The sequence below is a fragment of the Nocardia spongicola genome, assembly GCF_047200775.1.
In the GTDB taxonomy this organism is placed as follows: domain Bacteria; phylum Actinomycetota; class Actinomycetes; order Mycobacteriales; family Mycobacteriaceae; genus Nocardia.
Genome location: NZ_JBJZOO010000009.1, coordinates 84,744 through 97,400, shown reverse-complemented (window position 1 = coordinate 97,400; position 12,657 = coordinate 84,744). Strand labels below are relative to the sequence as shown.

12 protein-coding genes are annotated in these 12,657 nt (G+C 63.0%); 6 read left to right on the top strand and 6 right to left on the bottom strand.

The window, feature by feature from the left end; translation table 11 throughout:
* Positions 1 to 141: 141 nt before the first annotated feature.
* Positions 142 to 282, bottom strand: coding sequence for a hypothetical protein (locus ACL02S_RS17340; protein WP_412803473.1), 141 nt, complete (start codon positions 280 to 282; stop codon positions 142 to 144).
* Between the two features lie 180 nt (positions 283 to 462).
* On the opposite strand from ACL02S_RS17340, the gene ACL02S_RS17335 reads away from it, so the two are divergent.
* Together ACL02S_RS17335 and ACL02S_RS17330 are read left to right on the top strand one after the other, a co-directional pair.
* Complete coding sequence (locus tag ACL02S_RS17335) at positions 463 to 804, top strand: alpha/beta hydrolase family protein (protein WP_412803472.1); 342 nt, start codon at positions 463 to 465, stop codon at positions 802 to 804.
* A gap of 282 nt (positions 805 to 1,086) precedes the next feature.
* Complete coding sequence (locus tag ACL02S_RS17330) at positions 1,087 to 1,593, top strand: hypothetical protein (RefSeq protein ID WP_412803471.1); 507 nt, start codon at positions 1,087 to 1,089, stop codon at positions 1,591 to 1,593.
* 506 nt (positions 1,594 to 2,099) lie between these two features.
* Here the strand turns inward: ACL02S_RS17330 and ACL02S_RS17325 are convergent.
* The 4 genes from ACL02S_RS17325 to ACL02S_RS17310 all read right to left on the bottom strand — a co-directional run bounded on the left by ACL02S_RS17325 (position 2,100) and on the right by ACL02S_RS17310 (position 6,385).
* Positions 2,100 to 3,134 (bottom strand): alpha/beta hydrolase, encoded by a 1,035-nt coding sequence (locus ACL02S_RS17325; protein ID WP_412803470.1) that lies wholly within the window; start codon positions 3,132 to 3,134, stop codon positions 2,100 to 2,102.
* 323 nt (positions 3,135 to 3,457) lie between these two features.
* Positions 3,458 to 4,537 (bottom strand): alpha/beta hydrolase, encoded by a 1,080-nt coding sequence (locus ACL02S_RS17320; RefSeq protein ID WP_412803469.1) that lies wholly within the window; start codon positions 4,535 to 4,537, stop codon positions 3,458 to 3,460.
* Positions 4,538 to 4,709: 172 nt separating this feature from the next.
* Entirely contained in the window at positions 4,710 to 5,585 is an 876-nt protein-coding gene (locus ACL02S_RS17315; protein WP_412803468.1) for a helix-turn-helix domain-containing protein, read from the bottom strand.
* 203 nt (positions 5,586 to 5,788) lie between these two features.
* A complete protein-coding gene (locus tag ACL02S_RS17310; RefSeq protein ID WP_412803467.1) occupies positions 5,789 to 6,385 on the bottom strand; it encodes a DUF4282 domain-containing protein in 597 nt (198 codons plus the stop codon).
* A 487-nt stretch (positions 6,386 to 6,872) separates the two neighbouring features.
* Between ACL02S_RS17310 and ACL02S_RS17305 the strand changes: the two genes are divergently transcribed.
* From ACL02S_RS17305 to ACL02S_RS17290, 4 genes are all read left to right on the top strand, one after another.
* Positions 6,873 to 7,349, top strand: a complete 477-nt coding sequence (locus ACL02S_RS17305; protein WP_412803466.1) for a hypothetical protein — start codon at positions 6,873 to 6,875, stop codon at positions 7,347 to 7,349.
* A 200-nt stretch (positions 7,350 to 7,549) separates the two neighbouring features.
* Positions 7,550 to 9,736 carry a molybdopterin-dependent oxidoreductase gene (locus tag ACL02S_RS17300; protein WP_412803465.1) on the top strand — a complete coding sequence of 729 codons (2,187 nt, stop codon included), beginning with the start codon at positions 7,550 to 7,552 and terminating at the stop codon, positions 9,734 to 9,736.
* A 617-nt stretch (positions 9,737 to 10,353) separates the two neighbouring features.
* Positions 10,354 to 10,665: a hypothetical protein gene (locus ACL02S_RS17295; protein ID WP_412803464.1), complete on the top strand. Its 312-nt coding sequence runs from the start codon at positions 10,354 to 10,356 to the stop codon at positions 10,663 to 10,665.
* Positions 10,662 to 12,299 carry a superantigen-like protein SSL4 gene (locus ACL02S_RS17290; protein WP_412803463.1) on the top strand — a complete coding sequence of 546 codons (1,638 nt, stop codon included), beginning with the start codon at positions 10,662 to 10,664 and terminating at the stop codon, positions 12,297 to 12,299. Before ACL02S_RS17295 ends, ACL02S_RS17290 begins: the two co-directional genes overlap by 4 nt.
* A 114-nt stretch (positions 12,300 to 12,413) precedes the next feature.
* On the opposite strand, the gene ACL02S_RS17285 is transcribed toward ACL02S_RS17290, so the two are convergent.
* Entirely contained in the window at positions 12,414 to 12,611 is a 198-nt protein-coding gene (locus ACL02S_RS17285; RefSeq protein ID WP_412803462.1) for a hypothetical protein, read from the bottom strand.
* Between the last annotated feature and the right edge of the window lie 46 nt (positions 12,612 to 12,657).

The following is a 12,657-nucleotide window of genomic DNA, read 5'->3' as shown; positions in this document are numbered from 1 at the left end:
TCGGAGGAAAATAATAATTGTGACGATGATCACCCGGCATTGGTTTGCTCGAATTTAATGGGGATGATGTGATCGTATTTTCTACTTTCACCGCGCCGTGACATAAGCCCCAGGTCAACCGCCCAACTGTGGTGCAGTAAATTACTGCACTGCGGTGCAGGAATTACCATCGGCTGCGACCATAGCGTCGCCGAGCAACACCAGGCACCCACGTAGGCCGCGATCCGGCCGCGGCGCGCTGGAATCAGTTATCCAGTCCAGCCGGACGGAGACCTCAGGCAATCGACCAGCCTATGCTCACCGGACGCCAACCTGCCCCATCATGTGGACAGGAAACCCGGCCTCGTGGCCAGGATATCGCCACGACACGCCCCGCGATGCCTTGCCGGCACTGGCGGATGGCTCGGATACGAGGGCATACCCTATCCAGCCGACCCGACCGGCAGGCTCACAATCCTGAGTATGGGCCGGCACCGCCGTGCGATGCCTGCTTTCGTAGTCCAGGGCACCGCGGATACCGTACTGCCACCTGCCATCGGCAGACTGATGCTGGGGCAGTGGCTCGGTGTCGGCGGACTGTCTACCCGGCAACCAAGCGATGTCGTCTCGATCGCGGCCAGCGCGACCGATCCATATCCGACCATCCTGGAAACCTATGGCAGGGAAACAAATACACCGCTGATTTCTTATGCCGAAGTACAAGGCGGGCCCCATGTGCTCGGCAGTGGCGGTATCGCCCCCAATGGTCCAGCACTGGACCGGATGTTCATCAATTTTCTGCTGGAACAACGCCGGGACGAGTAGGCCACCGGCTCCGATCCACCGCATCACTGGATCGGAGCCGATAACGGGAAATGGCCGCCGTTCGGGTTACCCGCAGACAGCGGTCGCGCCCGAACGGCGGATCGACCTGCGCGAATGTGCCGGTAATCACATAATCTTCCGAAAAGACCTGCATCAAGGCTGTTTTCACCACAGTGCGCTACGGTTTCCGACCATGAAGGTCGCGATGCTCACCTACGGATCCCACGACGACCTCAACCGTTGCTCATTATCGCCGACGAATTGCGTACGAGGGGTCACGATGTGGTTTTCGCCGAGAACACCTCTGATCCGGAAGCCGTCCAGCAGCTCGGCTTCACACCTGCGGAAATTTCGGTGGATATTCGAAAGCTTTTGAGATCCAACGCTCCTCAAAAGCATTTGATGCGTGGTAGCACTATCGAGTTCAGCCAGGAACTCACCCGCCTGGAGGTACAATCCGGCGCCGATATAGATGATGCCTTGATTCGAGCGTGCGAAGACGCCGATATCGTCGTGACCGGACCGCTGACATCCTTGCGTGCGCTCTGGATCGTGGAACGCTCCGGTCAGCCACTGACCGGCTGCCTGCCTTATCCGATCGAACACTCCCGGCAATTCCCCTCACCCCATATCGTGGATCGTCCGATCCCCCAAGGAATTCCTTCGACCAGCCACCCACGCCGTATTCGAGCGGTCCTACCTCCACACCAATCGGGAAAGCATCCGGCGCACCGGATGGCGACTCGGCTTACCGGACTCGGTCCCCAATGGAGTCACACGACTGCGTGAGCAACGCGTCCCGATAGATGTTCTGGCCAGCCCGGTCCTATCCACATACCGAAGGACTGGCAGGCGCGGTGCGCTGTCGTCGACGCCCCGTGTTTGTCCCCGGCGCAACGCGCCGCTCGTACCGGATCGGCCCGCGATACCGAGGGCGCGGACCCAGCTGCCTACCGACCACAGAGCCACCACTGCGGCCACGCGCACCCTGAGCTCATATGAGCGGGGATTCGCCCTGATCCACGAGATCTCACCACTCGATGTCGTCGCATGGGTTCGGGTACACGGTTCGATGGACCGGGCACATCTGGCCGGCGCGGCACAGTCGGTTATGCGACGACATCCCCTGCTGCGGCAGCGTATAGCGCCTTCGTGACCCAGCTCATCTCACGGCAACACGCGAATTCGATCGCGGATCATACGGTAGCCGCGTTACGGGCGGCGATAGCCGAATAGCAGGCACATAACTGAAAAGCCGGCCACCCACTCGGGTGGCCGGCTTCAGTTCAGGAATCTCAGCCGTGCAGAGCACTCAGGATATGCGGCCGAGCCTTACCCAGCTGCTCTTCCCAGTACTTCCAGCTGTGCGTACCCCTGGCCGGGAAGTCGTAGACCGCGGGGATACCGAGCTTCTTGAGGCGGGCCTGGAAGGAGCGAGTGGTCACCAGCGAGATAGCCTCGATCCCCATGGCATTGGCCGTATTGAACACGCCCACCGCGGAATTCGGATTGTCGTACTCGCCGGGCAGGCCGCTCGCGGCCGAGATGTAGAGCGGAACGCCACGCAGTTCGGGAGCGAATACATACGGATCCATCCGCAGCCACTCCGAACTCCACGGCGCCGCCATCGCGTCGACATTGAAACGACCCGCGTCCATCATCATGACGCGGATGGCCTCGCGCATACCGGGCGCACCCCAGTTCAGCGGACCGGAGAAAGCCGAAGCGTGCTTGAACTGATCGCGGTGCAGCGCGGCAAGGCGCAGCGCGGCCGGAGCGCTCATCGACAGCCCGACAGCCGCGTTGTTCGTCCGCGAAACGCCGTAACCCTCCAGGAAGCTCGGGAGCTCGCTGGTCAGGAACGTTTCCCACTTATAGGTGTATTTCTGGCCATTGGTGTTACTCGCCCTGACCCAGTCGGCGTACCAGCTGGACTGACCACCGACCGGCATCACCAATGTGACGTCGTCATCGGCGAACATCTGCATCGCGTTGGTCTCGAACGACCACGCGTTGCGATCGTCGCGCGCGCGGAGACCGTCGAGCAGGTAGATCGCCGATGTACCACCATTTTTCGCCCACTGAACCTGGACCTTCACCGGCCCCATGGCCGAAGGAACCATCAGCTCCTCGTAGCCACCCGCGGGCGCGCGAAGGACCGGGCCGTGTATCGGAGCCGCGAGCGTGACAGCCGGGTACGCCGCAGTGGCAGCGATCGGTAACGCGAATGCCGCGGCGCCCAGAGCTAGAACCCGGGTGCGCCAGCCCCGCAGGCTGTTTCGTCGCACCGGTTCCGTTCCTTTAGGCGCAGCCGCCCTGCCGAAACGCATGAATAATGCTCTCTTTCTGCTGCTCGCTCTATCGCGCTGTTGGTGTTGTGCCAGTGCGCTCACCGTCGCACCGGACCCGACTTCCGATACGAACAGGAGCACGCCACTGTCGACAATGCGCTGGCTGGACAGTATTCGATCGCCAATGCCTTAGCAAGATCGAGTCTCGGTGGCCGGTATCCGTCTGTGCACGTTCTGCGGTTGTGCTGTGACTTTATCGTGTCCAGATCACACTGTCCCGCCGAGCCCGGGCCCAGCCACGGCAGCCAGATCCACCGGGCGCCGCCACACCTGCCTATCCGGCCGAACGATTCACCGAACGGCTATCCGATATTCGCCGAGAGCTCCGGGAGCATCCGATATACCTCGTTTTCCCAATTACGCCAGTTGTGCACCCCACCGGGTGGGAACGAGTACACGACATTGTCCGCGCCGAGACGCAGCATCCGTGCCTGGAATGCGCGGGTCTGCGCCAGCACGATCGCTTCGATGCCCATCGCAGTGCCGGTATCGAAGCTCACCGGGTCTCCCGGTGTCGGCAGACCGCTGCCTGCCGCGATCCACAGCCTGGTCTTATTGGCCACCAGCTGGGGCGCGAAGACGAAGGGGTCCAAACGCAACCACTTCGGGCTCCACGGTGGCGCCATCGCGTCCACGTTGTATCCGCCTGCGTCCAGCATGGCGAGGCGAACCGCCTCACGCACAGTGGGAGCCGACAGATTCAAGGCACCGGAGAAGGAACCCGCGAAACTGAACTGCCCAGGGTGATAAGCGGCCAATGCCAACGCTGAGCTTCCGCTCATGGACAACCCGAAGACGCCATTACGTATCGGGCTGAATCCCAATCGATCCCGTAATGCCGCAGGCAAGTTCTGTGTGAGGAAAGTCTCCCATGTGTAGGTATAGCTCTTACCAGGTCCGTCGGCGAAGACCTGCAGGCCGCCGGAGCCGGACGCCGAACCGGAACCCGATCCGGACCCAGCGGGCACCCCCAAGAATGTGCTCGGCGCCTCCCAGTCCGTATAGAAACTGGAACGTCCACCGACCGGCATGACGACGTTGATATTCCACTTCGTCAGTTCCCTGGCGACCTCGGTGTCGATCTCCCATCCGTTGAGATCTTCCCTGGCCCGCATTCCGTCCAGCGCGTACACGACACGCTGGGTATTTCCGTCAGCGGCTCGGAAGACGCGCGACTTGATCGGCCCCATACCGGAGTCGACCCAGAAGTCGAAACCATCCGGGTCGAATGCGGCTCCCGCGTATCCGGCCCCGGCAACCGACACCCCGAACGGCAGCAGTATCGCCAGGACCACACTCACAGCCAACCGTGGCAACCACCCGGTTCGACCTCGGGCGCGCACAACCTGGCGGTTGACATATCTACTGGCTGTCACTCGCATAGCGCCCCCTGACATCACTATCGGCCTTTCGCCCCTCGACCTGTGTGCCTGCGCGGCGTACGGAAACCGCACCGGCACACAGGTACCGGAAATACGAGGGGCAGCTTATCGCTTAGCGGAGGTCCGAGTAGTGGTGAAGCAACCTGCCCCCACAACCGACCTGACCACAGTGTCAGAGCACTCCGAGCGCGCTCTCGATACCGGCGCGCGCGTCGACAGCCACCGCTTCGATACTCGCGAGGGCCGCGTGGAAACGTGCGACCTCGGGCTCTTTGTCGACGTAAAGGGGCCCGGTAAGGGCCTCCACACACACCACCGACGGCTCGGGCGGATTGCCGGAATCCACCTCGGGGAACTCCAACAGCACGAACTGGCCCGAGCTCATCCCATCGTGATAGCCACAATCCATCGGCACCAGTCGAATCCGAACGTTCGGCAGCTCGCACATACGCCGCAACTGATCGAGTTGTTCGGCAACCACCGCCGTAGTACCGATGCGCCTGTGCAACACTGCCTCGCTGATCAACGCGTCCACGCGCAGTGACGTATCGGCGCGGGTGAGCTGCGCCTGCCTCGCCTGGCTCAATTGCACCCTGCGGTCCACCGCATCGGCGGATAGCTCCGGATGCGCCGCCGCGAGCACCGCGCGAAGATAACCCTCGGTCCGCAACAGGCCTGGTACGAGTTCATTCGCATAAACGAACAGTCTGCTCGCCGCTTCCTCCAGCCCGATATAAACTTCCAAGCCTTCCGGGATCGCGTCACTGTAAGCGGTCCACCATCCCCTTGCCTTGGTGTCGCGAGCCAATGCTGTGAGCGGTTCGAGCAGTTCAGACGGTGCGCCGTAGATCTTGCACATCGCCTCGACATCGAGGCCACGCAGCGAAGTCTGCCCTGTCTCGATCCGCCAGATCTTCGCCTCCGACCACTCCAGCCGCCGCGCGGCCACCCGGGTGGTCATACCAGCGCGGTTACGCAGATCGCGTAACCTGCGGCCCAATTGCCGCCGCGGCATCGTCGATCCGGTCGTTCCCTGCGGTAAAGCCATGCTTCCCCCTACCTTGCCGCACCCAGCCTGGCACATTGCGCCCAGTCAGCGGTGCGGTCAATCCTTTCCGGATATCTGTATTGCTATCCGGGTATCCGAACAGCATTGTTCACAGCGAGATCGACACCGGCAACTATGGTTGTCTCATATCAGCCGGTGGCATATTTGCGTCAAACTATATCCTCGCGCCTCTTCTCCACTATCTACCTTCGTGGTCCACGCTTGCGGAAACGCCAGAACTGCACCGCCCGAACATCTTCGGAGAGCTGGTTGACCGGCTCCGCCACATCGGACAGCGCCTGAGACAAGCCGTCGGCCAGTTCACTGATGTGCGCCACCCTTGTCGCCAAACGAGATGCGTTCACCAGGAATTCGAGTGCCAGGCGCACCGCGGCAGCGACGGTCAAACCGAGCGGCACCCCCAGTAACGCAGCGAACACACCGAGTACCACCGAAACTCGCCACAGCACGATGGTCAGCACGATCGGCAGTGTGCAGGCGAACCCGAGGCCGAGCAGATAGGCCAGCGGCAGCAGGGTGCGCGTAGCCGGACGACGGAACTGGACATCCAGCAGAGCGCTCGCGGCCGCCGCACTCCACTGCAGAAAGGCCTGTGGACTCCGAAACGGCTCAGCTACTTTCTCCTCGTCGGAGAGCACCGAGCCCTCGGTTCCGGAACGGGAAAACCGTTTGGCCGCAGATTCTTTCCACGTGATCCACCGCGATTCGGCCTCGTAATCCTCAGTGTTAACGGACTCATGGTCGGTAAGCGCACCGAGGCCGTTGGATTCATCCCTCATGCTGTATCCCTTTCTCGCACGAGCGGAACCCTCCGTGGCCACGCTGCGCTGCCGCCTCCGGGTCCGACCGCTCCTGCTGTATCCCTTTCTCGCACGAGCGGAACCCTCCGTGGCCACACTGCGCTGCCGCCTCCGGGTCCGACCGCTCCTTCGGAGATCTTCCCCGCCCGCGACGATCCGAACCAGCCGGAAACGCACGCAACTGGGAGTTCTTCACTCAGGAAACATCAGTCACATCAGCCACATCAGTCGCACAGTCTCCGTACCGCAACAGGGGTGTGTTCGGATCCGTAGCCGAAAGCAGCTGAGTGGCAACGACTGCGAACTGTCGCCGGACGCATGCCAGGCGCGCTAGAGCGGCATCGAAAATGAGACATAGACGACACTTGGCGAATTGTTTCGTAGATCACGTAACGCTCCCGGCCACTCGCGGCGATACGGCCCATGAACGCAGGACCCAGAGATCTACCGGGGAATGGAGAGAACAGTGCGCACCACGTTTCCGACTTCCGTCTCGGCGGCTGAGAAGACCGCCGCTGCGCAGGTCTACACCCAGCGCGGATGGACGGTCGCCGAAACGGCCAACGGTCTCAGCCTGATCACCGACGACACCGTGTCCGGCATCGAGGTCGCCGGTGAGCTCGCCGACGACGTGCGCCGCTTCTTGCGCGCGAACGACCTGTCCGGCCCCGTGATCGAGATCCCTGGCGTACAGCGCCGGGAGATTCATCTGGTCACCGGTGTCCGCAAGGCGGCGATGGCGCTTCAAGCACTGCGCGACGCCGGCGCCACCGTGTACACCGACGGCATGGGCATTCCACTGCCACCGACCCAGTTGTCGGCCGGATCCGCCTGCTGGGGCATCGCCCCGGACGAAGCTCGCTGGGTACCGCCTGTCGTCGCGATCGCCGCGGCAGTACGCGCCACGACGACAGGCCGGGCGAAGCTGACCATCGCCTGCTGAAGGTCACGCCCCTGAGTTGCGCCGACCTGCCACTCAGCACAGGCGCACACCCTCCGGCCTGCGGAAAACCGGTTTCCAGACGCGGCACGGCGGACCCGGTCGCCACACCGCGGGATACCAGTCGGCCCAGGTCGGACAAAGAGTACGCGTAATATCACGCGTACTCTTTTCAGTTGCCGCCCTGGACGCCAAGATGGGGTATGGCCCCGAACACACCATCGCGCATCCTGCTACGCACCTGCCCGCTCTGCGAGGCGGTCTGCGGGCTCGAACTCACTGTGGACGCCGATAATCACGTCACCTCGGTGCGTGGTGACCGGAACGATCCCTTCAGCAAGGGCTTCCTGTGCCCCAAGGGGGCCAGCTTCGGCAAGCTCGACGAAGACCCGGATCGGGTGACCGAACCACTGATCCGCGACCGCGCGACCGATACCTGGCACGCCACCTCATGGGACGGAGCCTTCGACTACATCGCCGAGCGGTTCCCCGCCATCGTTGCCGAATACGGAAACCAAGCTGCCGGGGTTTATCTGGGTAATCCGAACGCGCACACCGTAGCGGGCACACTGTATGTGCCGATGTTGTTGCGCGCGCTCGGCACCAAGAACATCTACTCGGCCAGCACCGCCGACCAGATGCCCAAGCAGGTGTCCAGCGGACTGATGTTCGGCGACCCGTTGACCGTGCCGGTACCCGATCTGGACCGTACCGACTATCTGCTGATGCTCGGGGCCAATCCCCTGGAATCCAATGGCTCGCTGTGTACCGCACCGGATTTCCCCGGCAGGCTGAAGCAGCTGCGAAACAGGGGCGGTCGCTTCGTCGTCATCGATCCACGGGTAACGCGCACCGCGAAACTGGCCGACGAGCATCTGTTCATCCGCCCTGGCAGCGACGCGTATCTGCTGTTCGGCATAGTGCACACCCTATTCGCCGAGCAACTGACCGATCTCCGTATCGATGTCACCGGGTTGGATGAATTACGCTCGGCAGCAGCAGTATTCGACCCAGAAACCGTAGCTTCTCGTACCGGTGTCCCCGCGGCGACCACAATACGACTGGCCAGGGAACTCGCCACGGCACCGACCGCCGCGGTGTACGCCAGAATCGGCACCTGCACAGCCGAATTCGGCACGATCACCCAGTGGCTCGTGGATGCGATCAATACGTTGACCGGTAACCTCGATTCCCCCGGCGGAGCGATGTTCGCCACCCCTGCCGCAGGCGGTATCTCGCGGAGCAGGCCGTTCCGCACCGGCCGCTGGCACAGTCGGGTCCGCGAACTGCCCGAGGCCATGGGAGAACTTCCCGTCGCGACGCTGGCCGACGAGATCTGCACACCGGGCGAGGGCCAGATCCGGGCCATGGTGACGGTCGCGGGGAACCCGGTGCTGTCCGCACCGAACGGTGCGCGCTTGGACGACGCATTCGCCCAACTGGAATTCATGGTGAGCGTGGACCGGTACGTGAACGAAACCACCAGGCACGCCGATGTGATCCTGCCGCCACCGCGAGCTACCCAATCGCCGCACTACGATGCCGCGCTCCTACGGTTCGCCGTGCGCAACTATGCCCGCTATTCGCGGCCACTGGTGCCGCTGGGCGAGCGCCCGTCGGAACCCGCCGTCCTGATCCGGCTCGCCGCGGCAGCGACCGGCAGACCGCACGACGGCTCCGACGGGATCGACCCGCTGACCGCCGCGGACCAACTCGTCATCGCGGGGCTGCTACAGAAAGCGGGACTGGCCGACCGGCGTGACGAGCTCATCGGCGCCGACAGCATCGAGCAGCGCATCGACCTGATGCTGCGCCTCGGCCCGTACGGCGAATGGAATGGCGGCAACCTCTCGCTGCGCACCCTGCTGGACAACCCGCACGGCATCGACCTAGGACCGCTGCGACCGAGCCTGCCTGGCGTACTGCGGACAGCGAGCGGACTCGTGGACTTGGCACCTCAGCCACTGCTCGACGATGTGGCACGGCTGCGGGAACGACTCACCGCCACAGCACCGGAGCTGGTATTGATCGGACGGCGGCACCTGCGCTCCAACAACAGCTGGATGCACAACATCGCACCGCTGGTAGGCGGATCCAATCGCTGCACCCTGCAGATCAATCCGACCGATATAACCCGCCTCGGCCTCGGCGACCGAGCTGTGGTGAAGTCCGCCGCCGGAACGCTGACAGTAACGCTGGAGCCGACCGAAACCATCATGCCCGGCGTGGTGAGCCTGCCGCACGGCTGGGGCCACACCGACAGCACACAAACCGTCGCCCGCGCCAACGCCGGCGTCAACGCCAATGCGCTCACCGACGATTCGGTGATCGACACCCCTTCCGGCAATGCCGTGTTCAACGGGGTTCCGGTCACCCTGACCCCGGCCTGAGCCACCACGAACCGGCACCCGGGAATCCGCCCGGCCGGGATCATCCCCGTCGCGGCGGATCGTGGCCTGATTCAGTCGACAGCGTGGCGCCCTCGGATACGGAGTCGCCGCGCTCGACGCCTACATCCAATGGTGTAACCAGCACATCGGCCCGGTGTGCTGGTTGCGCTGTCTGCTTCGAAGTCCAACGACCGGAGTATCTACCGAAGATTCATCGACGCGATGCCGGCCGAGTCCGGTCCGACTGCAACCGATCACCCTTGTGTGTTCTGCTGTGACTGTCGCAGGTGGATAGCTGTCCTGATTCTCGGGTGATACCGGCATTATCGCGGTCGAGCCTGCCGCGCTAACCGGGTTCACTTCGCAGGATCGGAGCCGCCGGCACCCGGTAGCGGTGGGAGCCGATGCGGGTTCGGGCTCGGCTGGTTCCGCGGATGGTGCTGAGGTTTCGCCGGGCACCAAAATTTTTGAAGATCGATGGAACCGATCACGGTAGAGGTGCGTCCTATCTTGTGATGGAACAGAACTCGGACCGACCCCGAAGATACCCGGCCCATCCGATGGTGGTGGCCCGGTGAGCGAAGCGGGTTCGGCACGGCTTCGAGGAGAGAACTACCGTGTTGATGGATGTCCCCGCAGTACAGGGGCTTGCCCGTGATCTGAGGGGCTCGGCGATGACGGTCAACGATGCCGCGGTCCGGGTCGCAGGCTGCGTCCGTGAGTTCGACCCGATGGGTGCGGGCCGGGATTACCGAGCCCAGGGTGATCGCCTCGGCCGGGGCCTCGAAGAGGTCCGCCGGTACCTGTTCACCTGGGCCAACTGTGTACATGACTGTGGTGAGGCACTCGAAGCGAGCGCGAACAGCTACCGCGATGTCGATCAATCCGCAGCAAGCAATCTCGGCGCAGTGACCGGGGCATTCGAATGAGGGAGGCCGCCGACGGTGGCGCCGAAGCCATCCTCGGCCCGAGCGCCGAAGCACTGCGATACTTCGAGGTGTTCTTGCCGCGCTACCGGGAATGGACCGGAAAGGTCCCCGCAGGCGCGGACTATCACAGCCTGGCGGAGTTGTACGAGCAGCAACACGGTATGGACATCGAAACCATCCGAGCTTTCGCCGCCGCGCTACGCGATGAGCTCGACAGCCGCATCAACGACGAAGCCGGCGTGCAAGTCGCCCGAGTACGGGAACTGGCGACATCATGGAACGGCTCCCCCGCCGCCGCCCACGCCCAGCAGTTCCTCGCCGGCGTCGAAACCCGCGTCAGCACCGGCCTCGACACATTGTGGTCCATCCACACCACCGCCGCGACCACAGCCGACCGGCTCGAAGACGCACTGCGCCACAAGGCCGAACGCAGCAAAACAGAGTTTTCCGCCGACACCGCCGCAGGCAGAACACCACAACAGATCGACTGGATCATCGACTGTGCCAACGAACCCACCGGCGCCACCACAGAATCGGCCCGGAACCAGCTTCGCACCATACTGCCCGAGCACAGCTCCGGAAACACCGATCCACACAGCGTCTGCCGGGACTGGCTCGACCAGGTCTTCATCCCGGAGATCGACAGCAAAGTCGCCGCATTCACCACACTGTGCACCGACACCCACACCACTGTCGTCGACGCGTACAACCACCTGATCAACACCCTCGATGACCTGGATTCCGGCTACATCTCCCCAGGCGGGCACCCTTCACCCACCTTCGATCTCGCCTACACCAGCCATACACCCCAATACTTGAGTGCTGGCAGCACCTCTACGGCATCCACCGAACCGGAAACACAGGCGGCACCGATAGCAGGCCGAGACCTCGATCAGACCCTCCCGGAACCTCCGGCCACCCCCGAAGACACATACCCCTCGGACACACAACCCAGCTCAACGCTGACCGACACACCTACCTCGGCACCCGAGCCGACCGATCCCCTCTACACCGAGGCCGACACCCCGGCCTCCCCCACTCCGGGCAGCCCAACCACAGCAGAGCCCTCCGCTCCACCACCCGATGTACCCGGATACCCGGATACCAGCGCACCCGGCGAGTGGACACCGAGCGACATCACCAACATGGTGACCGCGATCAGCCAGATCACCGGAACCATCCCCGATCTCATCACTTCTGTCGGCGGACTCGTCGACAACCTCGATGAGATCATCACCGCAACCGGAGAGGCCACCTCCTCCGTGATCAGCGCAATCGGCGAATCCACCGCAGCCGTCATCGACGCCACCGATAACCAACCCGACACACCCCCACTCAGCACTGACAGCACCGACAACCAACCCGGCATGTCCCCACCCACCGACACCGAAGCCACGGACACCGAAGACGTCAACATCGACCACACCGAGAACGGCGACATCACTACCGAGGCACAGCCCCATACCGCGCCGACCCCAGCGACTACACCATCCACTCCCGACACAACGCCGGACCCTGCAGCTATACAGCCCACACCCCTGATAGCCACCGCATTCGGAGCCTCGGCCAAGAACAGTGACCACACGCACCAACCGCTGGACTTACCACCACCACAGTTACAGCACCAAATTTGACTAGAGGCCCGCAGACTCACACCGCCCGAGAGACCACTCCCAGGTCGGAAAAGACCTGGTGGTGAGGAGCTGCAACTCCCCACCACCAGAAGTTGCGCACGTGTGCGCAACTGTTCACAGTTCACAACCCATAGAACAGGAACACTCCATGAACCTTATTCGTAAGGCTGTTGCTGCAACAGCAATTATACTCACCGCAACCGTGGGCGCCGCATCTGTAGCCGAAGCCACACCGATGCCAAAGGCTGAAACAATACCGACGGCAAGAATTTCTGCTACAGAGTTCCATACAGCGAAGAATCCGCTAGCCATCTTCACTACTGTAGTTATCGCAGCATTGGGATCGTGTGTATCCGCG

What these genes read in the sequence shown, in the direction of transcription:
- ACL02S_RS17335 (WP_412803472.1), top strand. Translation starts at nt 463, where the DNA reads ATGGGCCGGCACCGCCGTGCGATGCCTGCTTTCGTAGTCCAGGGCACC.
- ACL02S_RS17325 (WP_412803470.1), bottom strand. Translation starts at nt 3,134, where the DNA reads ATGCGTTTCGGCAGGGCGGCTGCGCCTAAAGGAACGGAACCGGTGCGA.
- ACL02S_RS17320 (WP_412803469.1), bottom strand. Translation starts at nt 4,537, where the DNA reads ATGCGAGTGACAGCCAGTAGATATGTCAACCGCCAGGTTGTGCGCGCC.
- ACL02S_RS17315 (WP_412803468.1), bottom strand. Translation starts at nt 5,585, where the DNA reads ATGGCTTTACCGCAGGGAACGACCGGATCGACGATGCCGCGGCGGCAA.
- ACL02S_RS17310 (WP_412803467.1), bottom strand. Translation starts at nt 6,385, where the DNA reads ATGAGGGATGAATCCAACGGCCTCGGTGCGCTTACCGACCATGAGTCC.
- ACL02S_RS17300 (WP_412803465.1), top strand. Translation starts at nt 7,550, where the DNA reads ATGGCCCCGAACACACCATCGCGCATCCTGCTACGCACCTGCCCGCTC.
- ACL02S_RS17290 (WP_412803463.1), top strand. Translation starts at nt 10,662, where the DNA reads ATGAGGGAGGCCGCCGACGGTGGCGCCGAAGCCATCCTCGGCCCGAGC.
- ACL02S_RS17285 (WP_412803462.1), bottom strand. Translation starts at nt 12,611, where the DNA reads ATGGCTAGCGGATTCTTCGCTGTATGGAACTCTGTAGCAGAAATTCTT.